A 25,336-nucleotide genomic window follows, 5' to 3' on the forward strand; every position below is an offset into this window, starting at 1 on the left:
TGCCTATTGAAATAAGCAACTATCTGAAATGAGTAATTAGGGTTTACTATATTCTATGACTTATGCTCTGTGGCTAAGGAAGGGATTCAGGCTGGTGCTACTCGCTTTGTCTTCTGTAGGCTTATTGTCGTTATCACTTGTGACTACAGGCTCAGTTACGACAGTATCCGTTATTACATGACTCATCACTTCAATCTGTCCTTCTGCTGCCTCATTCTTTACCGTCATTGTCTCTACATAAGCGATAAACTCACTATAAGGTAAAGGCTCAGAAAACAGGAAACCCTGCACTCTGTCACACTCATGATCGATGAGATAACGCAGAGAATAGTCATCCTCAACGCCTTCTCCAACCACCTGCATGCCAAGATTATGAGCCAGACTGATGATGGATGACACGATAGCCGCAGAGCCCGCATCGCTACAGACGTCGTAAACAAAAGAGCGGTCTATCTTGAGTATATCGACGGGAAAACTCTTCAAGTAAGAAAATGACGAATAACCAGTACCAAAATCATCGATGGCCACCAACACCCCTAGCTCCTGTAGTTCAAGTAACGCCTCACTAACAGTCTCTTGATCTTCTAGTAAAATAGATTCAGTTATCTCCAATTCTAATAACGCTGGCGGCATCTTGGTCTGAGCTAAGATGAATTTTACCGTATCGGCAAAGTCGGGCTCTATGATCTGTCGGGCAGATAAATTGACACAGATGGTACATTCATCGGGAATAAGCCCTTTCTGCCGCCATTCTTCACGATACATACAGGAGGTTTCCAGCACCCAATTGCCTACGGGTACAATTAATCCTATATCTTCTAACAGGGACAAAAAATCTGAAGGCGGAATGACTTCATTAGCAGACTTCTGCCATCTAAGTAGTACCTCAACGGCTAACATATGACCTCCGTTGATGGCTATTTGAGGCTGAAAGTACAGCTCAAACTCCTGATTCTTATAGGCATGATGTAACTCTTGCTCTAATCCAGTTCGTTTTGAATAGCAAAAATCTAACTGTTCACTGTAAAATTCGAACTGATTACGTCCTCGCTCTTTTGCACAATACATGGCCATATCAGCCTGCTTAATCAATTGGGCGACGGTTTGCCCTTTTACTGCTTTCACTATGCCGATACTCGCCGATATGGTGACTTCATGGTTATCTAATACCATGACTTTATTTAACTGCTCTAACACTTTCTGAGCAACCGATGTCAGAGCCTGATCTGTCTCAATCTTTTCAATAAGCAAGCAAAACTCATCGCCTCCCAGCCTGGCAACCGTATCCTCTTCACGCACAACAGATTTCATCCTGTTTGCGACTTCCTGCAATAACAGATCACCGACGCCATGACCCAAGTTATCGTTGACCTGTTTAAATCTATCGAGATCGAATAGCATAAAGCCCACTACATCATGACTACGATTGGCTCTATACAGCGCCTGACTGAGACGATCCATCAGGAGCAAACGATTAGCCAGCCCCGTCAGACTATCGTAATGGGCTAATCGATTCAGAGTCAGCTCAGTCTCTTTTCGCTCTGTAATATCTCTGAGCACTAATGAGTAGAGGTGCGAATGAGGTAACTCTAATCGAACAAAGCTGGACTCGACGGAAAACCCAGCTCTTAACTTACTGCAGTCTATCTCATGCCATTTAGCCTGCCCTTTATCACCGAGTAGATCACTGAGCTCTATCTGTTCACTGAAACTCAAGTGAGTATGTTTGCACCTAAGTTGATAGATCTCACTAAAATGAGTCTTACCCACCTCAAGTTCAGCCGCAATCAATAGCTCAGCCGCAGGATTAAACTGAATTAACCATCCGTCGGAGTCGAAGCTCATAACGCCATCAGTAATATTGTCCATGATGGCATGATTAACGATTTCTTCTGACTGTAGCTGCTCGGTGATCAACTGCAACTCATCACTTTTTTGCTTAAGAACCTTCTCTCGGTTAACTGAGTCGCTAACATCTCTAATTGAGATGAAGCAACATGCCTCATTCTCAGCTGTCGTCAGGGGTTGAATAGAGATCGCCTGCTTGATTCGGCTCTGATCTTTATTCAGGGGAACATTCAATTTGATATGTTCAGCACTAAGAGAATATAGCGGGAAGACCGTAGGATTTAACGCCGTCGATAATTTAGAGGAAAGCTTATGCTTCAGCGCTTGCTGGATTGACATCTCCAACCGCATCAAACCTTGAATACCATAAATATGACTAAATGGGCGATTTAGAATTTGTGATTGCTTGATACCAGATTTTTCAACTAACCAAGTATTCCAAACTAACACGTTCATCTGCTCATCTAATATGAGCACACCACACTCAATCTCGTTAATCAGGGAGTAAGTAAAGGAAGCATCTAGCTCACCAGTCATAAACTCATCATCCTCTTCAAGTAATCATCGACACTCTTGATAAAAATAACCAGTGAGGAAAGGCTCATAAAGAAGTTAACACAGCCAGTGACCTTGTGATTGGGGAGATTGAATTGCATATAAAGCATCAACACATATTCACTACAGCTTATTTTTGAAACCTGACCAAACAGCGCCTCGGCGTTGCCTTGGATGTGGGTTGGTAATGAACTTTGAAACGGGGTTTCTAGGGCGTCCGAAATACAGCCAAAACATGAATTAAGAATAATATTACCCACTTCGATAAGGGCATCACTCTCGAGTTCTGATAACTGGTCAGCTGGAAGATTAGTTTTTAAAATTTGCTTCACTAACTCCAGACTGTCGCAGTGGGGGAATACCAACATTGCCACGCCATCGATACCACCTTCGAAACTCTGCTCAACGGCACTGATCTCTTCTGCATTCGCTTCAAATAACAACTTAGAGGCTTTAGCTATGGGAACAATTTCAACCTTAGGCGTAGTGAGTTCGACCTTATCCTGAATCATCTCCGAAAGAAGGGAGGCTGCATGACCGATGCCTAAATTAAACAGCTCAGCTAGGGCATCTTCTTGCATATCAGTTAAGCTAACTGGCACTGATGACATATATGCTCCTTAATTCCAGCGATTTATAGCATTCAACCTAAAAAATCCAGAATCTTATCGCCCGAGATAGGTTTGGGAATGAATGCTATTCCCAGATTTTTAACTTGCTCTTGAGTCGAGCTTTGAATATTGGCAGTCAGGAGGGCAATTTTTACATCGGGATTGAGGTCTAGCAATTCAGGAGCGGCTTCCAAGCCATTCATCACAGGCATATTGAGATCTAAAGTGACATAGTCAATCTGATTTTCTCTGGCAACATCAATTGCTTCCTGCCCATTGGAGGCTTCGTGAACAGTCCAATCAGGAAAAGAGTTCTGCACTATTGAGGTGATCATAATTCTCGACAGTCGGCTATCGTCCACCACCAACACACATTTGTTAATCCCCATAAGGACTCACCTCCCTGTTAAATTGACTATTCATGATGAATCTTCAACAAGTATAGAAGCTGTTTTAGAACTTGCTTATCCAAGCCAGTAACTTTCTATCTCTAAAAGTGGGGGGCTGACAATTCGATAAAACCTTAGCACTAAACTATATTTAATAGGCACTAAACAAACGGTCTGAGCTGTGGGGTATTCCTCAAAAAAAATCTGTTTATATCTCATCATTTTGGGCATTGTTATCATGCCTATTATTGTTCATGGCCAGACACTTACTCAAATAGGTCTTAGAGCTGACTCCAGCCGAGATACGATGCACGGAGTTAGAAAGCCAGGTTCTCACGTGAAAGTCTTCTTGCCTTACCTCCCCTATATCGCGACCTCTCACTCCATAAATGCCGGTTTAGTCAGGCCAGCTAACAATGAAAAAGGTTGGGAATATGATCTTGCGGTGGCACACAGAAGAGTGGCCGATAACATCTATGAATTTGATTTAAGGCAAGGAGTTAAATTTCAAGATGGCACAGAGTTCGATGCAGATGCAGTACTACTCAACATGAGCTACTTTAAACGGCAACCTTATACGTTTACCCGCATAGATAGTGTCTATGGTCACACAGAAAAAATATCTAAATACAGAGTGAGGTTTCACCTTAAGGAGAAATACGGGCTGTTTATCTATGATGCTATCTGGATCCATTTTTATACTAAAATTTATCTGGAAAAATATGGTTGGAACGGTAAAGCAACCTGCCCTAACCTCGCAGCCCCAGGCCCCTATGGTATAGGCCCCTATACCCTCACCCAAGGCTATATCGAAGGCGATAGAAACTCCTCGGTCGCTCAACTCGTCGCCAATGAATACTATTGGGATAAGAATGTACCTAAAGTAGAGAAAATCACCGTCTATATGGATCTCGATACGGATACCGCCATAACCAATATCCTAAGCGATGAGGGGAAACTTGATGTAATGCCCATCCCCTTCTCAGAAGAGCTGCCAACAGTGCTTTCTCCTTTTGCCAAGCTAATACGCAGTCCTTCTTCCAACAACTATTCTGTACATATCAATCTTGTCAGTGGTCACCCATTATTAAAAGAACGAAAGGTAAGAGAGGCGATCAATAGCGCCATAGATCAAGAGTCGCTACTGATGCTCTCCATGAATGGTGAAGGTGAATACTCACCAACCATGATCTCACCGCGATTTTATGGCGTGAAAGAGGCCAGTCAGGAGCTAAAGCCACATTCCTTGATACAGAGCCCCTTGCAAGCTCACGTTCGGGAAGAACTGATAGCGCTAATAAAACATTATCAACAAAAATATGGCTTGGACCCCACGAAGAAACTTCAACTGACTCTGCTGGCTCAGGAGAGTTTTTTATACCTGATCACTGATATTAAATACTTGCTGGAACAGATACATATAGAATTAAAAATAAAACTAGTGAACGAGGAAAAAGATGTATTTAGTCAATTATTTAGGACTATATCTAAGACAAACAATATTGATTACGACATGTTAATTTGGGGGAATTATGATTGGTTTCGACACCCCTGGACTGCTTTTTTGGTTTATCGTCCTAACAGTGTCTGGTCCACAATAGGCCAAGATGAGTTATTAGAAGGCTATATAGAAACCTTATTCAAAACGGCAATCGACGAAACTAGCTATATCCCCCTACTTAAAAAAATCATTCATCATGTTTACCACCAATCTTACATGCTATTTCTGCCTAGCCCGAATAAGGTACTAGCCCTTAATAAGGAGGTCTATTACCCTCCAAGAACATCAGCATTTATCCCGCTTTGGGAAATAGAAGTAAGCGACAATCATTGGTCCATCAGGCAGGGAGACTATCCTGAAAAACTCAAGACTCCGGTAGATACACTGAGCAGTAACCTTAATTCATTCAATATGAATCAAGGAGAAAATTAGCGATGTCTAAGCAAGTATCGACAGCGAGACAAGCTGATGTGGAGCTTATTGATAAGGGGTTATCGGCTAAAGGACTCTCTAAGCGTATCTTAATCCTCTTTGTCGTCACCACCAGCGTGTTGATTTTACAGGGGATATACAACATATTCAACATCAATGATGTGAATAGCTCCATCACTCGAGTTTATGGTTCAGTCAACCAGGTCAGTATGATCTCATCTAACATATCCCTGCCAATTTCTGAACTCAGACAACTCTCAATGAGTCTGGTCATGGCACCAAACCAAAAAATGAGGGACGAGCTAAAACTTAAGATTTTTGAACTTCAGAAAAGCACTCAGATAAGCATTGTAGATGACTCAAAAATACAACAATCTGAGCCTAAGGCTGAGCAGCTATTTAACCAGATAATTCAGGCTTGGGGGAACTATTCCAATACGGTCAACACCACCATAAAATTTGTTGAAGCTGAGATACGGATAGCTGAGTTTATCAATGTCACCATTTATGAGAAGAGTGCCTATAACAAGATCACCGAAGCGATTTTAAATTATAATAACCACCAACTCGCTATCAGCGAAGAGGTGTATCAAACAGCTCAAGACAACTCGATATTTGCGTTTTGGGCGGTGGTAGTCACGACCATCATCGAAGCCGTTATCTTAAAAATTATTCTCGCCTATGTCCTCAACCTAGTACGCCAATATGTAGCCTCTAAGAAGCAACACGAGGAGGAACTCATCACTATCAATCGTGAACTGGCACTCTCCTTAAGCGACCTCAAGCAAGTCCAAGTAAAGTTAATAGAGTCAGAAAAGATGGCCTTGCTCGGTCAGCTAGTTGCAGGAGTCTCACACGAACTCAATACACCTGTAGGGGTCGGTATAGTCGCAGCGACCAATATGAATACCTGCTCAAAAACTATCGAGCAATCCTTAGCAAAGGGCGAAGTCACCGAAGAGGAGCTTGATGGCTTCATTAAACTCACCCAAGAGAGTGCCGTCATTATAGAGAAAAACCTCAGAAGAGCGGGTGAGCTGATTAAAAGTTTCAAAGATGTCGCCGTCGAACAACATTCAGAAGAGTTCAGAGAATTTAGCTTAAGTGAGGCATTGGAAGATATCTTGTTATCGATGAAGCCTAAGCTAAGAGAAGGCGGGCATAGTATAGACGTGACTTGCCCAAGCGAGCTGATGATAGAAACCAATTTAGGCGCCATCTATCACGTACTGACGAATCTCATCATTAATGCCATAACTCATGGCTTTGAACAGGGCCAAAGCGGACAGTTAACACTCGTAGTTAAACAGGTAGATCAAGATAATATCCATATTAATTTCTCAGATAACGGCAAAGGGATGAGTGAAGAAGTCAGACAGAAAATATTTACCCCTTTCTATACGACAAACCGAAAGGGAGGCGGTACCGGATTGGGGCTATCTATCGCCTACAATGCTATAGCAAAAATTGGTGGGCATATACGTTGTGAGTCGGCCTTAGGCCAAGGAGCACATTTCTTTATTGAGCTAAAATGCCGCGTAGTCTCCTCCGTTTTCCATTCAGACACTCAAGACTAACCCAGCAAGCCCAGAGTCTACACAAGCAGATCCTTATTTAATACACCTAAGTGATAATGAATACTATTTACCAACTGGTTGTTTTGTTGATTCATTTGGCTAAAAAACACCATACCTGTTCCCGCGATTAATTAAGGGATCATTCATGTAAGTGGCTATTTATTAAACTGGGAGTTAGATCACATCGAAAAAGATGATCTTGCTCTACAAACAGATCCAATACCTCTTCTTAGGTATACCCACATTTTTTATGGGGTCTAAACTCGATGAATACTTTGACAGTTAGCGCTCCTAAACCTACTCCCCCGGTGCTATCTGCCTCCCTCTGATTAAAGGTAAACAAGCAGATGAGTCAGGAATACCATGTTACTAGTCTAGTCGTGCACGCTTCACCTAAGGCCATTTCGCAGGTTGAATCCCAAATCAATGCACTCACTGGCACGGACATCCATGCAGTTACCGATCAAGGCAAGCTGGTGATCACCTTAGAGGGTGAAACCCAGAAATCGATTCTCGATAACGTCGAAGCGATTAATGCCTTGGAAGGGGTGCTTAATAGCAGCCTTATTTACCATCAAGTCGATAGTCTCAACAACATAAATCAAGAGAAGTCTATCTAAATCAACCTGTCGCTAAACTAGATAGCAACTACACAATTCAAATAATAATTAAATCGAATTAAAGATTTATTACCAAATTAAACAATAGAAAAAGAGTGAGGAACACCATGAGCATTAGCCGTCGCGAGTTTCTGAAAGCCAACGCCGCCGTTGCCGCCGCAACAGCTGTTGGTGTCACTCTGCCAGTGAAGATAGTCGAAGCCGCTGAGCAGAAGGACGATATCAAGTGGGATAAAGCACCATGCCGTTTTTGTGGTGTAGGTTGTAGCGTTTTAGTTGGTACTAACAATGGCAAGGTTGTAGCCACACAAGGTGATCCAGAAAGCCCAGTCAATAAGGGCCTAAACTGTATCAAAGGTTACTTCCTATCGAAGATCATGTATGGCAAGGATCGTCTAACCACGCCGCAGCTGCGTATGACAGATGGTAAATATGACAAAGAAGGTGAGTTTACTCCTGTAAGCTGGGATACCGCCTTAGATACCATGGCTGAAAAGTGGAAGCACACGTTAAAGACCAAAGGCCCTACAGCTGTAGGCATGTTTGGCTCTGGTCAGTGGACGATATGGGAAGGTTACGCCGCCTCTAAGCTACACAAAGCAGGTTTCCTCACCAACAACATAGATCCTAACGCCCGTCACTGTATGGCATCGGCCGTAGGCGGCTTTATGCGCACGTTCGGTATCGATGAACCGATGGGTTGTTATGATGATTTAGAAGCTGCTGACCACTTTGTACTCTGGGGCGCGAACATGGCTGAGATGCACCCAATCCTATGGGCTCGCCTATCAGATCGCCGTCTAAGCAGTCCAACAAGCCGCGTGCATGTACTGTCTACTTTCCAGAATCGTAGCTTCGACTTAGCCGATAATGCCATGGTGTTCCGTCCACAATCGGATCTGGTTATCCTGAATTACATCGCTAACTACATCATCCAAAACGATGCAGTGAATAAAGAATTCGTTAGTAAACACACTAAGTTTGTTCTTGGTACCACTGATATTGGTTATGGTCTTCGCCCTGAGCATCCACTCGAGCAAAAAGCTAAGAATCCAGGTAAAGGCTCATCGACACCAATTAGCTTCGATGAATATGCAAAATTTGTCAGCACTTATACCTTAGAGTACACCGCTAAGATGAGCGGTGTTGAGCCTGAAAAACTCGAAGAGATGGCCAAAGCTTACGCCAACCCTTCTATCAAGGTCATGAGCCTATGGACCATGGGAATTAACCAGCACACACGTGGGGTGTGGGCAAACAACATGCTCTACAACATACACCTATTGACCGGTAAGATCGCAACACCGGGTAACAGTCCGTTTTCGCTGACGGGTCAACCATCGGCTTGCGGTACCGCCCGGGAAGTGGGCACCTTCTCTCACCGTCTTCCTGCGGATATGGTTGTTAATAATCCTAAGCACAGAGCCATCACAGAAAAACTCTGGCAGATCCCACAAGGCACCATTCCACCTAAGCCGGGATATCATGCCGTACTTCAGAGCCGTATGCTCAAAGATGGCAAGCTAAACTGTTACTGGACCATGTGTACAAATAACGTACAGGCTGGTGCCAACATCAATGAAGAGATCTTGCCTGGGTTCCGTAACCCGGAAAACTTCATCGTCGTTTCAGATCCATACCCAACCGTCTCGGCCATGGCCGCCGACCTTATTTTACCTACTGCTATGTGGGTAGAAAAAGAGGGTGCCTATGGCAACGCCGAACGCCGTACTCATATGTGGCATCAGCAAGTTAAGCCACCCAAGGGCACTAAGTCTGATCTTTGGCAACTCGTAGAGTTCTCTAAGCGCTTCAAAGTCTCTGAGGTTTGGCCAAGTGAACTTATCGCTAAGCAGCCAGATTTAGCCGATAAGACACTCTATGACGTACTGTTTGCTAACGGTGAAGTCAATAAGTTCCCGACTTCAGACTGTAAGGCTGAGCTAAACGATGAATCTGAGGCATTTGGCTTCTACCTACAAAAAGGCTTATTCGAAGAGTACGCTCAGTTTGGACGTGGCCATGCCCACGATTTAGCCGATTTCGATACTTATCACGAGACACGCGGTTTACGTTGGCCTGTAATAAACGGTAAGGAAACTCTGCGCCGCTTTGTAGAAGGTAGCGATCCCTATGTTAAGGCAGGCGAAGGCTTTAATTTTTACGGTAAACCAGATGGTAAGGCGGTTATCTTCGCCCTCCCCTATGAGCCTGCAGCAGAAGAGCCAAACGAAGAATATGACCTATGGCTATCTACCGGCCGAGTTCTTGAACATTGGCACACAGGCTCTATGACGGCTCGTGTTCCTGAGCTATATCGCGCCTACCCGGATGCACAAATTTTCCTCCATCCACAAGACGCCAAGGCTCGTGGAGTTAAACGTGGTGATGAGGTTGTTGTTGCCTCTCCTCGCGGTGAAATTAAGACTCGAGTAGAAACTAAGGGCCGCAACAAGCCGCCAAGAGGCGTGGCATTTATGCCATTCTTCGACGCACGTCAACTAGTCAATAAGCTGTTACTGGACGCCACAGATCCTCTGTCAAAAGAGACAGATTTCAAGAAGTGCCCGGTCAAGGTGATGAAAGTCTAATTGAGATGAATAACTCTAAATAACATAAGAGATTCATGACCTACACAGAGGGCGAGCCCTTGCTCGTCCCCTAGGAGATAAAATGAAAAAATTACTTACTACCGTAGCCATGCTATTTATGCTCAATGCATGCTCGGGACAACAAGCAGACACTCAAGCAGACCCGGTCAACATCAGTTCTCTGGGTCAATCAGAGATAACTGCGGTACGCGCTGCCGATGCTATGCCGACTTACCCCAATCGCGGTAAGTCCATCGAGCGTACTTTTGTTCATCAGCCTCCTTTGATCCCCCATAAGGCTGAATACCCGATCAACATGAAGAAAAACAGCTGTATGAACTGCCACAGTCCAGCGAAAGCTAAGCGCATGAAAGCTACTGAGATAGATGCATCTCACTTGCTTGCCGATAGCAAGTTGAACAAACACTACTACAACTGTAGCCAATGCCATGTACCCCAGGCAGATAACAAGCAACAGCTAATAGAGAATGACTTTTCGAACAAGTAGCGAGTTGCGAGTTGCGAGTTGCGAGTTGCGAGTTGCGAGTTGCGAGTTAAAAATGTAAAACATGAAGCTTAAAATAAAAACCACCTTTCGAGGTTAATGCCGATCATTTAGTGATTTATCGATCGGTTGACTGATCTTCTAGATGCTTCAGAATCCGAGTCCTATCTCTAGGTCTCGGATTTTTTATGCAAGTTTCCCAAGCTTTTGACATGATCAACCAACTCAAGCCCCATCAAGTTGAAACCCTCGCAGATTTACTCCCTCTGGAGTTGATAGAGGAAGCGTATTCATTAACTGAAACAGTCACGATTAGAAAACGTAAATTAACACTAGAGTCAATGGCTTGGCTTATTATTGGAATGGCTATCTATAATGATAAGTCGATGGCTCACATCATTAACATGCTCGATATCGTTGATAGAGAGGGCAAGCCATTTGTTGCTCCGAGCGCATTAACTCAACGACGAAAAAATCTCGGTGAAGCGGCAATGAAAGCTCTGTTTGAGTGCACTCAAGCTCACTGGAATCGTGAAGCTCTACATCCAAACTGGAATGGACTGACGTTACTGGGAGTCGATGGTGTAGTCTGGCGGGCGGAAGATACTCCCGATAATGCAGAAGCCTTTTCTCGACAAAAAGAGACTCAATATCCTCAAGTTCGTATGGTCTGCCAAATGGAATTGAGTAGCCATCTTATTACCGCCAGTGCTTTCGATGATTACGCCGTTAATGAGATGATTTTGGCCGAAAAGCTCATCGACTCCACACCGGATAATAGCCTGACATTATTTGACCGAGGTTTTTATTCGCTAGGGCTACTTTATCAGTGGCAATCCACTGGTAACGAGCGACACTGGTTGATCCCTTTGAAAAAAAATGTCCAATATGAGGTGCTTCGCAGCTTGGGGCGCAACGATAAAATAGTCCAATTAAAAAGTAATCCACATGCTAGAAAACGATGGCCAGAACTGCCTAATGAGCTGGAAGTACGACTCATAAGTCGAAAGGTTAATGGCAAGGAATACTCGGTTTTGACATCAATGATAGATCCCATGCGTTATCCCGTTGCAGACATAGCTGATTTATACGTGCATCGATGGGAAATAGAATTAGGTTATCGAGAGCAAAAACAATACATGCTAGGTAATCGTTTAACGTTGAGAAGTCGATTGCCAGAGCTTGTAAAACAGGAGTTGTGGGGGATTTTACTCACCTATAATCTAGTGCGTTATCAGATGGTGAAAATGTGCCATCAACTCAAAGGTGATTATCTCCCTTATCAGTTGAGTTTTAATGGTTCTTTGGCTCATATATTGAGGCTATTAGTGGGTTTGCCCTACTCGACACCAGGTGCAATTCCTCGTCAGCTTAAATATTTCTATGACATGGCAGAAAGCCTGATTTTAGAGCCCAGACGAACTCGATCTTTTCCTAGGACGGTCAAACGAAGGCCACAGAAGTACGCCAGAAATAAAAAATGCCAGTAAGCTTAACTTACCGGCATTAACCTTTCGAGGTGGTTTTTTATTAACAGTTTTAATCAGATGAGTAACATGTAATATATTGCCAAGCTTTCCAAGGGTTTTGGGTATTGTATTGATACCTCATGCGGTTGTTATCTACATCCTGATTCAATTGGTGTGTGATTGCATCTTGGAACACAAAAACCCCCTGACCAACGTCAGCTACACTCAGCCCCGTTGCATCACTCATCCAGCGTGTCAGCTCCGCCGCTAATGTGCCTTCTAAATTTTCAAACTGTTCACGGGAAGGAGGACTGGATATGCCCCCTTGCTGGTACCATATCCAATTATCACGCCCAGAAACTTCGGCGGCGTTAAGAATATCGCAGTAATCTTGCGCGTATACGCCAATGGATTCTTTAATGTTTGACTCTGATTTACCTAAAATATCGGTACTGTAATATGAGTAAACAGGAGTTGTATTTGACGTTGTAAGATAAGGAATATCACCACCAAATTGGTCCAATTTATACCCCAAGTTAATCAGGATATGGTCAGCTACCGCTGCTGTGTATTTTTCACTAGTCTCTTTATTATCCAATACGGGGATACAGCCTAAATACTGAGTATCATTTACAGTTACCCCATTAGGACACGCCCCAGTCCCAACAATTAACGTGCTTGTGTCTTGTAGACTTCCTTGCACATTATTGGGGTCTGTGATTTCTAAAACAGCCTGAAATACGCGAGTGGAAGCTTGCTTTACAATTATATTATTTTCTTGTACTTCAACAATAACTTGGTCAGCTAGATTTGCCGGATTAGTATCTACAACTTTGTACTCTAATTCATATTTACTCGGAGGCAGTGGAATATGGTTCCCGTTAACCTCTGCAGAGGCTAACACTATGGTATTTTCATTCCAATCAGCGCCTAAGTACTTTGAACTAAAATTGTAGTCGCTGGGCAACTCGACTTGCTCAATACACGATACATAGCCCACTTGCCCCGCTGTTAAACTGCTAGCTCCATCAAATAACGAAAAGGTTCCATCGATTGCCATATAGGATGAGCCTGAGGGCCATTTGTATTGACTAGTAAAAACTGAACTATTACTTAATGGGTCTGTATATAAACTCCGAAGTTGAGAGATTGCTGGCAATACCAGCCCCCGGGTTACACAGTAAGCATCAGCCAAGTCTGTATTGAAAATAGGATATTGCCCAGCCTCTCCTTGTGTTCCATTTTCAGTGTATGTACCACTAAATGACCCATTGGTACTAGCAAGCTCCTCTAATGTATAAGTGGGATAAAAAGTTACGTCTTGATTGTCATCAAAAATAATACCGTATGAGCGAACCTTAAAATTTAAGGTGCCAATACCATAGCCGCCACGATCGTCTGACACTACGTATGTGAGATATTGCATGCCACTTAGGTTAGGACTATATTCGAACGTATATTGAGTTAGATTAGTCGCCCAACCTAAACCGTTAGTATAAATTCCGGCCAGTTGTAGCTCATCTCCGTCAGCGTCGGACACATAATTTTCTATATTTATAGTAAATGAACCTGTCGGACTGTCGGCTAATATTTTATCTCTAAGTGTCTCGTTAATACTAGCTATCGGTGCTGTATTAGCAGTGTCACTAATCGTGACATAAATAACACCAGGCAGAATATCCATTTGATCGTTAATGGCGGAATAATAGATTGTAACGACCCCTAAAGCCTCATCCGGAGCTGTATAAGTGATGCTATTCCCCTGAGATTCAAAAGCACCAACATCTCCGGTGTCAGTATATCCAACCAACTCGACACTGGTATTATCAAGAGAAAAACCTTCAGGCAAATAAGAAGTTAAATCAATAACTAGCACCTCTGACTGATACGCCGTTTTGCTAATAGGAGGCAAGGGAGAAGATACTGTACTTTCATCGGAGACGACAATTTGGCTGATACCTGACTGACTACCTGAAAAATCCCCACTCAGTGGCTCAACGGTGTAACTGAACCGGCAAACTTGGGCTTCCTCAGTTTCAATTCTAAACTTAAGCCCACTCACATCAACAAAGTCACAGTTATTGTAATCTGAGAGCGGTGTAATATCTGTTATATGTAAATCCTGTCCGCTATCAGATCTGACTTTACTGGTTAAATTCACCGAAGTAAGGACGCTTTCAGGTACAAAGTCCAATGTGTTCTGCGTATCAATAGATATACTCTCGGCTGGCTTATTACCACCGTTATCTGTATCCGATCCAGTTTCTTGGCCACCACATCCGAGTAAAATGAATGACAGCAGAGCTAAAATAGTAACTTTATTTAATAAAATCAATTTATTAAGCCTCACGCTATAGTTGTTTGAGTTTTCAGTCTGGGGAGTAACATGTGATGTACTGCCAAGCTTTATGATCGCTCGATCCTCTAGGTTGATATGCTATAGCCTGAGTATCAACATTCTGATTAAGCTGGTTTGTAGTCTTGTCTTTAAAAAAGAACACCCCTTGCCCTGACATGGCAAGATCGATACCTGCCTCATTAGATATCCATCTAGTTAGATTTTGAGCCATCGGGAAAGTAGCATTAGAAAACCACTCTTCTCTCATGGTATTGTCTGGATTCTGGATGTACCAAGTCCAATTGTCACGCCCACCTAATTCGACTGCGTTAGCAATATCGCAATAATCTTGCGCATACTGATTAATGGCTGATTTCATCACTGACTCGGAAATATCAGAAACATCGTTGAGATCGTAATAGGAGTATTCAGGGGTTGTATTTGACGCTTTAAGATAGGGAATATCATCACCAAATTGATCCAATTGATAGCCCAAGTTAATCAGGATATGGTCAGCTACCGCCCCTGTATATTTTTCACTAGTATCCCTATTATCCAGCACTGGGATACAGCCTAAATACTGAGTATCATTCACAGTTACCCCATTAGGGCACGCTCCAGTTCCAACTATCAGCGTGGTAGTGTCTTGTATATCTCCTTGCACCATAAGGTCTGTAATTTCTAGGACTGCCTGGAATACAGCATCAGAGCGTTTTTTTACAACGATATTATTCTCGTGTACTTCAACAATGACTTCCCCAGCTAATCCTTCGGGGTTGGTGTCTACAACGGTATACTTTAATCCATATTTACTTGGGGGCAGCGGGATGTTGTTTCCGTCAACAGCAGCAGAAGCCAGCACTATGGTATTTTCATCCCAATCAGCACCTAAGTACTTTGAGCTAAAATTGTAGTCACTGGGGAATTCAACTTGCTCTACACACGATACATACCCTTCTTGACCACTTGCTGCACTGCTAGTCCCGTCATTTAATGAGAAGGTTCCATCGGTTGCAATATAAGAGGAGCCTGAGGGCCATTTGTATTTTGTTTCAAAAACAGAGCGGCTACCTAATGGATCCGTATATAAACTCTGAAGTTGAGAAGCTCTTGGTAATACCAGCCCTCGAGTTACACAGTAGGCATCAGCCAAGTCTTCATTAAAAATGGGATATTCACCAGCTTCACCTTGCGTTCCATTTTCAACGTATATATCACTAAAAGTGCCCTCAGTGCTGGCAATCTCCTCTAATGTGTAAGTCGGGTAAAACGTTATATTCTGATCAGCATCAAAGATGAAGTCATATGACCTAACGTAAAAATTTAAGGTTCCAATACCGTAGCCACCGTGATGGTCAGCCACTATGTAAGTGATATATTGCATGCCACTTAGGTTAGGACTATATTCGAACGTAAATTGAGTTAGATCGCTCGCCCAACCTAAACCGTTAGTATAAACGTCGATGAGTTGTAGATTGTCTCCGTCAGCATCGAAAATATAATCTTCTATATTTATTGAAAATGAATCTGTCGGGCTGTCGGCTAATATTTTATCTCCAAGCACCTCATTAATACTGGCTATCGGAGCTGTATTGGCGTTAGCCAGATCACTAATACTGACATAAATCACTCCGGGAAGAAGATTAGCTATATTGTTAATGGCTGAATAATAAATTCTAACCACTCCCAGTGCCTCATCCGGGGCCGTATAAGTGATGCTACTATTCTGAGACTCAAAAGAGCCCAACTCTCCGGTGTCAGTCGTTCCTGTCAACTCGATACTTTTAGTATCAAGAGTAAAACCATCAGGTAAATATGGAGTTAAATCAATAGATAAAACCTCCGATTGATAAGCCATTTTACTGATAGGAGGCAAAGACTCAGGTAATATATTTTCATCTCGTACATCTCGTACATCTCGTACATCTCGTACATCAGAGACCACAATTTGACTGATGCCAGACTGACTTCCCGAAAAATCCTCACTAATAGGCTCAACGGTATAGCTGAAGCGACAAACTTGAGATCCATTGGTTTCAATTCTAAACTGAAGTCCATCCATATCAACAAAGTCGCAGTTATTATGATCTGAGAGCAAGGCAATATTTGTTATGTGTAACTCATGCTCGCTATCAGTTCTCACTTTTTTTGCTAAATCCACAGAGGTTAAGACACTTTCTGATGCAAAATTCAATGTATCTTGCGTATCAATAGAGATACTTTCACCAGATTCATTGCCACCATTGCCAGTGTCTGATGTCGTCCCATCCCCCCCGCATCCGATTAAAAAAAATGACAGCATAGCCAAAAGCGTAATTCTCTGTAGATTTATCATTGGTTTAATTGTCTCGTTGTAATTATCGATGGCTGAGATATAAATGATGAATAAATGTAAAACATCTACTTTAAAGTTAAACGCGTACAGGGATAAATTAGGTCAGGGTTATTAACAACATTAGCATTCATCAATATTAGCTTTGAAAGTTCTATATTAAATCGTTCTGATATATCCCATAGTGTGTCACCTTTAACTATTACATAAAATTTATTTGACTCATTGTCAGGATAGTTAACTCTGTGATCAGAAGCCTTTGCATAATCAGGTTCGATGATTGATTCTAATGGTTTATCACCTGATGTTTTAACGGGAAGAGTACTCGCCACACCTTCATTACCAAACTTATAACTCAAGCCAATAGAAAACTGGTATTCAGAAAATTCATCTGTACTTCTCACCGTACTCTCTATATTAAAAGTCATCGTTTTAGATAAGTGAGCTGCAATACCAAAGCTCGCCTTAGGTACAAACTCCCCCTCCATAACATCCCCACCTAGACGTGAGAATATATCGTAGCCATCACTGACTTTATAAGTATAATTAAGACTCCCGCCCAAATATAAAAGTGCGTCAACCTCATCTGAAATATAAGTATCCAAACTTATACTAAACGAATCAGATAGCCCGTATTGGGCTCCAAAATTTAAATATGATTTAAAGTCTTCTTGCTGAACACCATCATCGCCTTTAGGGTTATATAAACCGACATTAACTTTATAAATCATATCATCAGATCCTGCATACAGTATTGGGGAAAATAACAATCCAGATAATATCAATAACCTAACTTTATAAATCAAGTTCAAAAATAATAGTGACCGCATCGCTATAATCTCCTTCATCAACTTCCCCTGCATATACATCATTAAAACTAAAGTTTAAAATGAAATTCAAATTGTTACCTACTAAACCTATTTCAGCATATTCTTCACTCATAGTTCCATTGCTGATAACGAGTCTATCGTTACATTTTTCACATATTAGTTTGTATGGGATCTTACTAGATGCCTCAGTATGTTCTAGAGAAAAATCGCCCTCATTTCCTGATGATAGGAAGGACATTTTTATACCTGGATTAATGTATCCACTGACATTGACAGCATATTTAGTTTGTCCTTTTACACTATGTTCCTCAGTGTCATACTCAAGATCAAACTGACCATCACCGATTAGATTCACGGATGAAATAAAGCTAGGTTTATAGTCAATAATAACTTGAACCTGGTCATAATAAATTTGATACGATTCAACTTGTTGATGTTCATAAATCAAAAAATATGCAACTGGTTGACTAAAAGAAGCAAGGTAACGACCCGCAGGTACATTAGCCAGAGTAAAGTCCGCTAATAAATCAGGTAATTCAAAGAAAGTTCGGTAAAAATCAAACGGCCTTAATTTTTGTTGTTGAACTAAGGTAAAATTAACACCGCATGATGAAGCCGATTTTAACAAGAAGTCTCCTCCAGAATCTTCCCCTGTTTGACACTGTGGTCCTGTATTAAGACCAGCATCAATACCACCATTACTAGTGTTATAAGAATTTGCAGTACGAAACTCGATCCCGGTATTTTTAAAATCAGTCTCGACCCTTGCCCCTAACTCAGAGGTAAATGTTAATGACCTTAACGAGTTTTGGTAAAATGCAGGACTCCAACGTAATACAGGTAGTAAATTGAATGAATTGCTTGACTGCCATACTGATTGCTGTATTTCATTACCATTGGTGGTAGCATTCGTCCACTGAATCATGTTTCCAGTGACTTTGCCATGAATTATCGACGCATAGGCATTTGCGCTACATGATATAAATAGCACAACGCTAAAGAGTAACTCTCTCATGAACAACCTCATTAGCATTAATCACTGAAAATTTAAGTGTTGATTCTTCCTGACTCTTAAGAGGTAATTTGAACTCTCGTTTTGAATTAGGCAACAAGCGGTATTCATAAATACAATCAGAGTTAAAATCTTTTGTGCATAGATTTAAAACAGCATTAAGCATAGTGTTACTTCTATTTTCAAAACTAATTTTATCTTTTGAAATTCGTTTCAGATCGTAATCAACTTTAACTTCTGACGCAGGGTCAATAAAGTAAACCTTGTAGCCAAAAGCCACTGCTACAGCCGATTTTTTCCCTTCACTGTAAGGAACCGGAGTCACAGATACCGCGTAGACTTGATCTTCAGGAAATTCACAATATTCATCACAATCATTAAGCATTCGAATTGTTTTTCTTTCTCCTGGCTTGAGGATCATTTGTGATGGAGAGACACGAAATGTCCAATCCTGCACATTGTCCTTGTTAAGTTTCTCCTCCACTTTTTCACCCTCAATATAATGGACTTTTGACATTTCAAGATTAATAAACATATCTTTACCGTCATTATTTATCACCTGTATATCTGCGAGATGAGTGTTTACATCCGCAACTTCAAATAAGCTACTAATTGCAATAGCCTGAGATTGACAACTAAAAATTAAAGCTGTCATTGCTATAACCACTTTTAGTTCTTGTCTAAACATTTTAATTACCTACTTAAGTGCGAAACTATTGTTTTCACTATCATTGCTTACATATGACTGTAATTCATTGATAATATTCATTTGAACAAGGCTTATTAATGTCCTTTTACTTTTACTTTTACTTTTACTTTTGAGCTTTACAAACAAATGAGTTTCTTGCGCAAATTCATACTCTATATATTCAATATTAGCCTTCTTCAAACCTTTAATTATTCGGTCCGGGATATCCTCATCTAATTCACCTAAGTAGTAGATAAAATCACCTTGTTTTCCTAATCCTGAGGAAACCAACTGCATGCCATCATCGGTCGTTTCAATAGTTGGAAAACACTTTATTTTAGCTTGATGACCTTTCTCGCCCTCTGGTCCAACAAAACAGAACTGATCGTTGGAAACAATTTTGAAAGACTGATCCCTAATAAGTGATATTGAATAAATACCATCACCGACCTTGCTAACAGAAACACAAGCTTCACCTAAACACTGAATATTGTTTAAGGATTTATTATTAAAATCTTCAAAATAACTAAGGAAGGATGTGACCTCTTCAACATCACTAGATATTGTATGTACGGAGCCAGGGTAAGAAAACATTATGTCAGTTTTATACTTCTCCCGATCTCGTGATGAATAACCACTAATTTCATTATCTAGATTTATTTCATAGCTTTTAAAGTAATCCAACCCAATTAGCGTCGTTTTACCCGTAATATTTTTATCCACGTATCGGCCATTGTTAACTTGTAATCCTAGCACTCCAGTATTTTCATCTTCATCGATATCATCTAAAAAATTATTACTATTTACAATAATATATGAATCATTAAAATATTTAGATTGGTAAATTCCTTCTCCCGAGATAATCGATGTTGATTCTAGAGTCATGGATAAATTACTATTACCTTGACTTGAATAATTACCATACCCGCTTGCGTAAAACTGTTCACTATTCAAACTAATATTTCCATTTAAACTAGTCTCAGATTGCTCACCATCGAGATAGTTACTCAATGAAGTCCCCCCACTTGAATCGACGGATGAAAATAACCCTAACTCGTTTTCATGATAGCTAACTGTGTTAGTAACTCTTCCACTACTACGATTCGATGATTCATAGCCCCCTGAGTAGGATAAATGATCATTGCCTAAAGGAATTGAGATATTTAATGAAAATATACCGTCTCGTTTATTTATAACTTGATCACTCATTGACAATGAATAACCAACATTTAATGATATATTATTAAGTATATTAGTTTGATAGTTTACTGCTAGGTTAGTACTATCAATCTTCCCGGTATAATATTCACTGCTATCTTGAGCTAAATACCCATCATGGCTATCCATTGCAGTATTATAAGTATCATCATACATAAAATAATTATGATGTAATGAACTGTTATAATTATTAAATTCTCTGGCATCACGATGTAATTTACTACCATAAATACTTACACTGCCATTCGCAATGGGAAAAGAATATGACAATATGAGCTGGTCGTAGGATTGCTGACCATACACAGCAGACACCAAATTATTTGTTGGCCCTATCCCATTAACATTTAAATATTCATAATCTAAGTTTAATCCAAATAAGCTCAAAGAAGTCTGATAAAAAATCCCACTCGGAAGTTTATTGTAATAAATGGCAGCACTTAAATTAGGATCTGAATAAATAGCAGCCGCACCAACATCAATAGAATCACCATCGCTTCGACTGTTAGATCCCAATAGGAGTGTATCGTTAAACAGAGATTTAGTAATCGATACCTCTGCATATGCTAAAGTCTCGACATCTTGTTCTGTATCATATTCAGACTGACGTAAACTGACGTTATAGTCATAGCCTTTGTGACTTGTTTTACTGATGTTATTACTTATTCGTCTTATTATTCTTTCTTCGGCATAACCATCTGCACGGATCCTCAATTCAACATCATAATTCCCTCTGGGTAATTTAGCATAACTGATTGAATGCTGCCCTTTGGGATACGACTGGCTAAACAAGGTTTTACCATCTCGTATAACATCAATCGTACCTGAATTTTTAATGTCAAAATATAACTGTTTCTGTTGAGAGTCATTGATAGCTAATAAGTTGTCACTTGAAGATAAGCTAAGGTAATAGCTATTTTTACTACGAGAAAAATCTAAAAGAGATGTAGAATTATTTTTTACTAGATTATATGATGAATAACCTAACTGTAAAGAATGTCCTTCAAAGTTAAACTCATACTTCAGATTATTCACATCAAAATCTGTACTTTCATGACCTTTTGTACTTGAAAATAAAGACACATCAGTCTCTAGATAACCTTTTCCCAATCCAATTATGGTTCCATTATTTAACGTCGAATTAAAATCATTATCATAGTAACTAGTATACAGGCGATTATTAACGATAATCGCACTGGGGTCTGGAGATATTTGGGTATAGTTTACTTTCCCTTTACTTTCACTCATAAAATCTGAACTTACATCAAGCTGTAACTTGTTATCTTCGTAAGAATATAAAGACTGAATTCCTCCTTGATTGACGTCATTACTTAAAATCGCAGCTACAACCTCTTCAACTCGATCATTTTTTATTCCAGATTTGGTCAAAGCCTCATAAAAACTTTTTACATTTTCAATCCTACTAATTGAATAATAATTAGCATAGACTTTAGTTTCATAATAGTTATTGTTAGGAAGAGTAAATAAAACTGTACGCTCTTCATATTCATAAAAATGTTGAAAACCTTTAGGGATATATTGACTGTGTGCAGTTCCTGTCAGTAACAGTAGTAGAAAGAAATAATATTTAAGCATCGGTCATATTCCACTAAAAGCTTAGAGCCACATATAAAGTTGCACTTCCCTTACAACGAGATTTCCACACATCAAGCCCAGGTGTAGGGGAAAATTCGATAGAGAATTCTCTTGTATCACTTAAGAACTGAGAATTAGAATTATTAAAATAATCAAAAACAATTGGCTTTTCGATCTGTAGAGCTTGACCGTCCATATAATATGTCGCAAACCCTTCTACATCGATACTGCCATCGACATCAACACAACTACTTTCTAAAACTGTAGGAGTTATTTCAAAGCCGGCACTAAAACCAACAGGAATATCTGTCTTTATAAACACTGTTGTAGACTTAGATATAAACTTTTCTACACTTTGGTTGTATTCAATATCTAAGGATGGTTGCTTAAAACCAAACTTAGTCACACTGTAAGAGTAAAATTCTTCATTGTTAATGTGGGCATACAGAAAAATATTTTTCTCTATTCGATCAGCTGAATAGGATAAATTACTCATAAACATAAAAAGTGAAAAATACATAGTTTTAAATTTCATAATAAGATAAGGAGTACCTTAAAATATAGTTGATTCTAATTTAACACATACAGTGACTCTAAATACCCTCCACAACCCCCTACTCTTTCTTGAGTAAAATATACAACAAAGCGGCCGTGACCGCTTTGCTACTAATAGCCGTAGATAAATATAAACAGCGGAGTGTTGCTAATAACTAAATTAGTTTTATGTGTACACTCATATTTTAATAATTAACTATATAAGATAATTAATTAGCGAAATTTACATCTGCATATATCACTGTTGTCGCAGTCACTGTATCTCCAGCAACCGTATCATCTATACCTGAACCCGGTTTATTCTTAATAGACCAACTCGTCTTCCAAGAATCGGCATCAGTCTCCACTAGATCGACGTTAGACGACACTGGTACATTATTCATCAAAACTTGTGCCTGAGTGCCAGATAAATCGTTATCCTGTTTAGAGGTCAATTGAACCGCACTCACTCTATAGGTGATTGTGTTTGCCTTCACAAGTCCTAAGCCAGGTACATCCTCACCAACAATCACTCCAGTCCCAATATCGCCTGTTTCATCGTCATAATAACGAAGTTCTAGCAATACAGGGGTAGAAGAAAACTTTCCATTGGCTTGAATATCAAGCATGCCATCTTTTATAGGGCCGGAATTATCACCGGTAAACGTAATAAACTCACCAGGTACAATTACAGGGATATTAGCAGCCCACTGAATTGCTGCACTACTAGAATCAGAAGTGCCAGCAACAGGCCCAGCTATTACGGTATCGGCTGTTATAGATAAATAAAAAAATGAAGTTATGGCTGTAAATATAATGATTTTTTTCATTTTGTAACTCCTATTTAATTCAGCCATAATTCAATATAATTTATACGGCTGGGTCTACAAAAGAGACTTCTGCAAATACGACTGTTGTTGCAGTCACGGTATCACCAGCGACAACATCTTGTATACTTGATCCCACTCCATTCTGAATCTTCCAGTTTGTTTTCCAAGACTCTGTTGACGGTGCTTCCAAGTCTTTATTAGAATCAACTGCAACATCATTCATAAAAATTTGTGCCGTTGTAGCAGAAAGATCAATATTTTGAGCAGATGTAAATGCAACGGAATTCACTGAGTAGGTGATAGAGTCTGCATTTGAAGCACCATCAGCAGTGTTTTCACCGACAAGCACTCCGCCACCAACGGTATCAGACTCTTCGTCATAATAACGAACTTCTAGTGCTACAGGGGTTGAAGTGAAGGTTCCATCCGCTTTGATATCAAGCACTCCAGATTTTACTGGACCACGGTCAGCACCAGTAAGTGTGATGTACTGGCCAGGTACAACTACAGGTATATCAGCTGTCCATTCAATTGTTGCACTGGTTGAATCAACTGTACCAGGAGTGGGATCTGCAGCCACTGCAGATAAAGAAAACAGAGAAGTGATAGCTGCAGAGACAATAATGTTTTTCATCTAATAAACCTTTTTTGTACGTTTAGTTTTGTTACTTAACCTAGTGGTAAGAACATTAATAATTTAACCTATCCAGTCTAAACCTCGTAGGTCCAATTATTATATCGGATATATAACCTAGATAATTAGCACTTATTTTTTATAAAATAAAACATGCTAACAATTATATTCACTCTATTTTGAAGTAAATATTATTAGTAATATAAGTTCTTATATTTTGGAGTGAAATGAGAACGGAATGATATTTCATCAGTATTTGCAGCATATATTTAAACAAAATGGTATTCGTCAGATCGAGCTTCTATCCCAGCTTCAGTCATCCCACTCCATATTTTCAGGCCTAGATGCCATAACCCTAAGTCGCTGGTGTAACAATAAAACAACTCCATCTTACAAGAAACAATTGTTAATTTCTAAACATTTTGAAAAAGACTTGAGCTATTTTATACAACATATAGATCACCCAAAGATAACAAAGGTGTTTTTAAAAGCGTACGACACATTATTTAATAAACTTGAAACTTCATATTCTCGAATTGGGTATTTATCAATTGACAAAGGGCCCGCTACATTATCAATGTTAAACCTTACTACCGAGACACATAGGAAATTATTCGGTGTGTTTTATAAACATATGGAGGCGTACAGATTTATCTATTCAAAACTGGATCAAAATAACGTGATCTCACAGAATTGTGTATTTACGGTCAAACAGGGTGTTCAGATCGTGTCCCATCTCGGATTTGTTCAAGATATGACAACATTTTCCCGTTATTTCAAAAAAAGATTACCCACGCAGCCTACAGCTAACTCCATTGTCATTAATGTAGGTCATTTTTCCTGCCGTAATTATTTCGAATCACTGATTGGGCATCTATTTAACCATCTTGTAGACAGTTATTGGGATATTGAAGAATGTTACGTAGCAACCCGAAGAGCAGATTTCCTGACTTTTTGGGAGCAAATGGGAGGAACTCAACTATTATCGGTACAAGAGTCTCGCTTTGTCGGTAATGTTTACATTGTCCAATTCAATTTAAAACAATTGTTAGCTTCTCCCTTTATATTTCTTCAAATTCAACGAACCTACTTAAGTTATCTTAAGTTAAAACAGCATCTCACCATCCCCATTTGAGTCCCATGTGAATAAAGCACAGCCATGCTTACAGCAGCCTAATCTAGATTAAAAATAGATAGATCGAACTAAATCTGTTGATATTTAAAGCGAT

Annotated in this window: 19 protein-coding genes; 7 read left to right on the forward strand and 12 right to left on the reverse strand. The window is 40.2% G+C overall.

Annotation, left to right across the window (positions count from 1 at the left end):
- Positions 1-60: 60 nt before the first annotated feature.
- From sps_RS14105 to sps_RS14115, 3 genes are read right to left on the reverse strand one after another with little or no spacing between them, the layout of a single operon-like run.
- Positions 61-2,385, reverse strand: a complete 2,325-nt coding sequence (locus sps_RS14105) for a putative bifunctional diguanylate cyclase/phosphodiesterase (protein ID WP_077753113.1) — start codon at positions 2,383-2,385, stop codon at positions 61-63.
- The gene (locus tag sps_RS14110) at positions 2,382-3,014 is read right to left on the reverse strand and encodes a chemotaxis protein CheC (protein ID WP_077753114.1); all 633 of its coding nucleotides are present in this window, start codon (positions 3,012-3,014) and stop codon (positions 2,382-2,384) included. The genes sps_RS14105 and sps_RS14110 overlap by 4 nt, the downstream gene beginning before the upstream one ends.
- A gap of 32 nt (positions 3,015-3,046) precedes the next feature.
- A complete protein-coding gene (locus tag sps_RS14115; protein ID WP_077753115.1) occupies positions 3,047-3,403 on the reverse strand; it encodes a response regulator transcription factor in 357 nt (118 codons plus the stop codon).
- A 238-nt stretch (positions 3,404-3,641) separates the two neighbouring features.
- Between sps_RS14115 and sps_RS14120 the strand changes: the two genes are divergently transcribed.
- The 6 genes from sps_RS14120 (at position 3,642) to sps_RS14145 (ending at position 12,119) form a co-directional block, all read left to right on the forward strand.
- Positions 3,642-5,336 (forward strand): ABC transporter substrate-binding protein, encoded by a 1,695-nt coding sequence (locus tag sps_RS14120; RefSeq protein WP_077753116.1) that lies wholly within the window; start codon positions 3,642-3,644, stop codon positions 5,334-5,336.
- Positions 5,337-5,338: 2 nt separating this feature from the next.
- On the forward strand, positions 5,339-6,913 hold the full coding sequence (locus sps_RS14125; RefSeq protein WP_077753117.1) for a sensor histidine kinase: 1,575 nt from the start codon (positions 5,339-5,341) through the stop codon (positions 6,911-6,913).
- A 347-nt stretch (positions 6,914-7,260) separates the two neighbouring features.
- A complete protein-coding gene (locus sps_RS14130; protein WP_077753118.1) occupies positions 7,261-7,533 on the forward strand; it encodes a chaperone NapD in 273 nt (90 codons plus the stop codon).
- 107 nt (positions 7,534-7,640) lie between these two features.
- Positions 7,641-10,124, forward strand: a complete 2,484-nt coding sequence (napA, locus tag sps_RS14135; protein WP_077753119.1) for a nitrate reductase catalytic subunit NapA — start codon at positions 7,641-7,643, stop codon at positions 10,122-10,124.
- Between the two features lie 82 nt (positions 10,125-10,206).
- Positions 10,207-10,632, forward strand: coding sequence for a nitrate reductase cytochrome c-type subunit (locus tag sps_RS14140; protein ID WP_077753120.1), 426 nt, complete (start codon positions 10,207-10,209; stop codon positions 10,630-10,632).
- Between the two features lie 185 nt (positions 10,633-10,817).
- On the forward strand, positions 10,818-12,119 hold the full coding sequence (locus sps_RS14145) for an IS4 family transposase (protein ID WP_077753121.1): 1,302 nt from the start codon (positions 10,818-10,820) through the stop codon (positions 12,117-12,119).
- Positions 12,120-12,168: 49 nt separating this feature from the next.
- Here sps_RS14145 and sps_RS14150 read toward each other — a convergent pair whose 3' ends face one another.
- From sps_RS14150 to sps_RS14190, 9 genes are all read right to left on the reverse strand, one after another.
- Positions 12,169-14,433 carry an Ig-like domain-containing protein gene (locus sps_RS14150; protein ID WP_077753122.1) on the reverse strand — a complete coding sequence of 755 codons (2,265 nt, stop codon included), beginning with the start codon at positions 14,431-14,433 and terminating at the stop codon, positions 12,169-12,171.
- A 34-nt stretch (positions 14,434-14,467) separates the two neighbouring features.
- A complete protein-coding gene (locus tag sps_RS14155) occupies positions 14,468-16,744 on the reverse strand; it encodes a hypothetical protein (protein WP_149027279.1) in 2,277 nt (758 codons plus the stop codon).
- Positions 16,745-16,836: 92 nt separating this feature from the next.
- Complete coding sequence (locus sps_RS28855; protein ID WP_237157839.1) at positions 16,837-17,499, reverse strand: LysM peptidoglycan-binding domain-containing protein; 663 nt, start codon at positions 17,497-17,499, stop codon at positions 16,837-16,839.
- Positions 17,500-17,563: 64 nt separating this feature from the next.
- The gene (locus tag sps_RS14165; RefSeq protein WP_077753125.1) at positions 17,564-18,613 is read right to left on the reverse strand and encodes a hypothetical protein; all 1,050 of its coding nucleotides are present in this window, start codon (positions 18,611-18,613) and stop codon (positions 17,564-17,566) included.
- On the reverse strand, positions 18,594-19,298 hold the full coding sequence (locus sps_RS14170; RefSeq protein WP_077753126.1) for a fimbrial biogenesis chaperone: 705 nt from the start codon (positions 19,296-19,298) through the stop codon (positions 18,594-18,596). Before sps_RS14170 ends, sps_RS14165 begins: the two co-directional genes overlap by 20 nt.
- 9 nt (positions 19,299-19,307) lie before the next feature.
- Positions 19,308-22,109, reverse strand: a complete 2,802-nt coding sequence (locus sps_RS14175; RefSeq protein ID WP_077753127.1) for a CS1-pili formation C-terminal domain-containing protein — start codon at positions 22,107-22,109, stop codon at positions 19,308-19,310.
- Positions 22,110-22,122: 13 nt separating this feature from the next.
- Positions 22,123-22,644, reverse strand: a complete 522-nt coding sequence (locus sps_RS14180) for a hypothetical protein (protein WP_077753128.1) — start codon at positions 22,642-22,644, stop codon at positions 22,123-22,125.
- Positions 22,645-22,873: 229 nt separating this feature from the next.
- Complete coding sequence (locus sps_RS14185; RefSeq protein WP_077753129.1) at positions 22,874-23,473, reverse strand: hypothetical protein; 600 nt, start codon at positions 23,471-23,473, stop codon at positions 22,874-22,876.
- Between the two features lie 40 nt (positions 23,474-23,513).
- Positions 23,514-24,107, reverse strand: a complete 594-nt coding sequence (locus tag sps_RS14190; RefSeq protein ID WP_077753130.1) for a hypothetical protein — start codon at positions 24,105-24,107, stop codon at positions 23,514-23,516.
- A gap of 238 nt (positions 24,108-24,345) precedes the next feature.
- Between sps_RS14190 and sps_RS14195 the strand changes: the two genes are divergently transcribed.
- Complete coding sequence (locus tag sps_RS14195) at positions 24,346-25,242, forward strand: helix-turn-helix domain-containing protein (RefSeq protein ID WP_077753131.1); 897 nt, start codon at positions 24,346-24,348, stop codon at positions 25,240-25,242.
- The last annotated feature ends 94 nt before the right edge of the window (positions 25,243-25,336 follow it).

Origin of the sequence: Shewanella psychrophila, from assembly GCF_002005305.1 — a bacterium.
Taxonomy (GTDB): domain Bacteria; phylum Pseudomonadota; class Gammaproteobacteria; order Enterobacterales; family Shewanellaceae; genus Shewanella; species Shewanella psychrophila.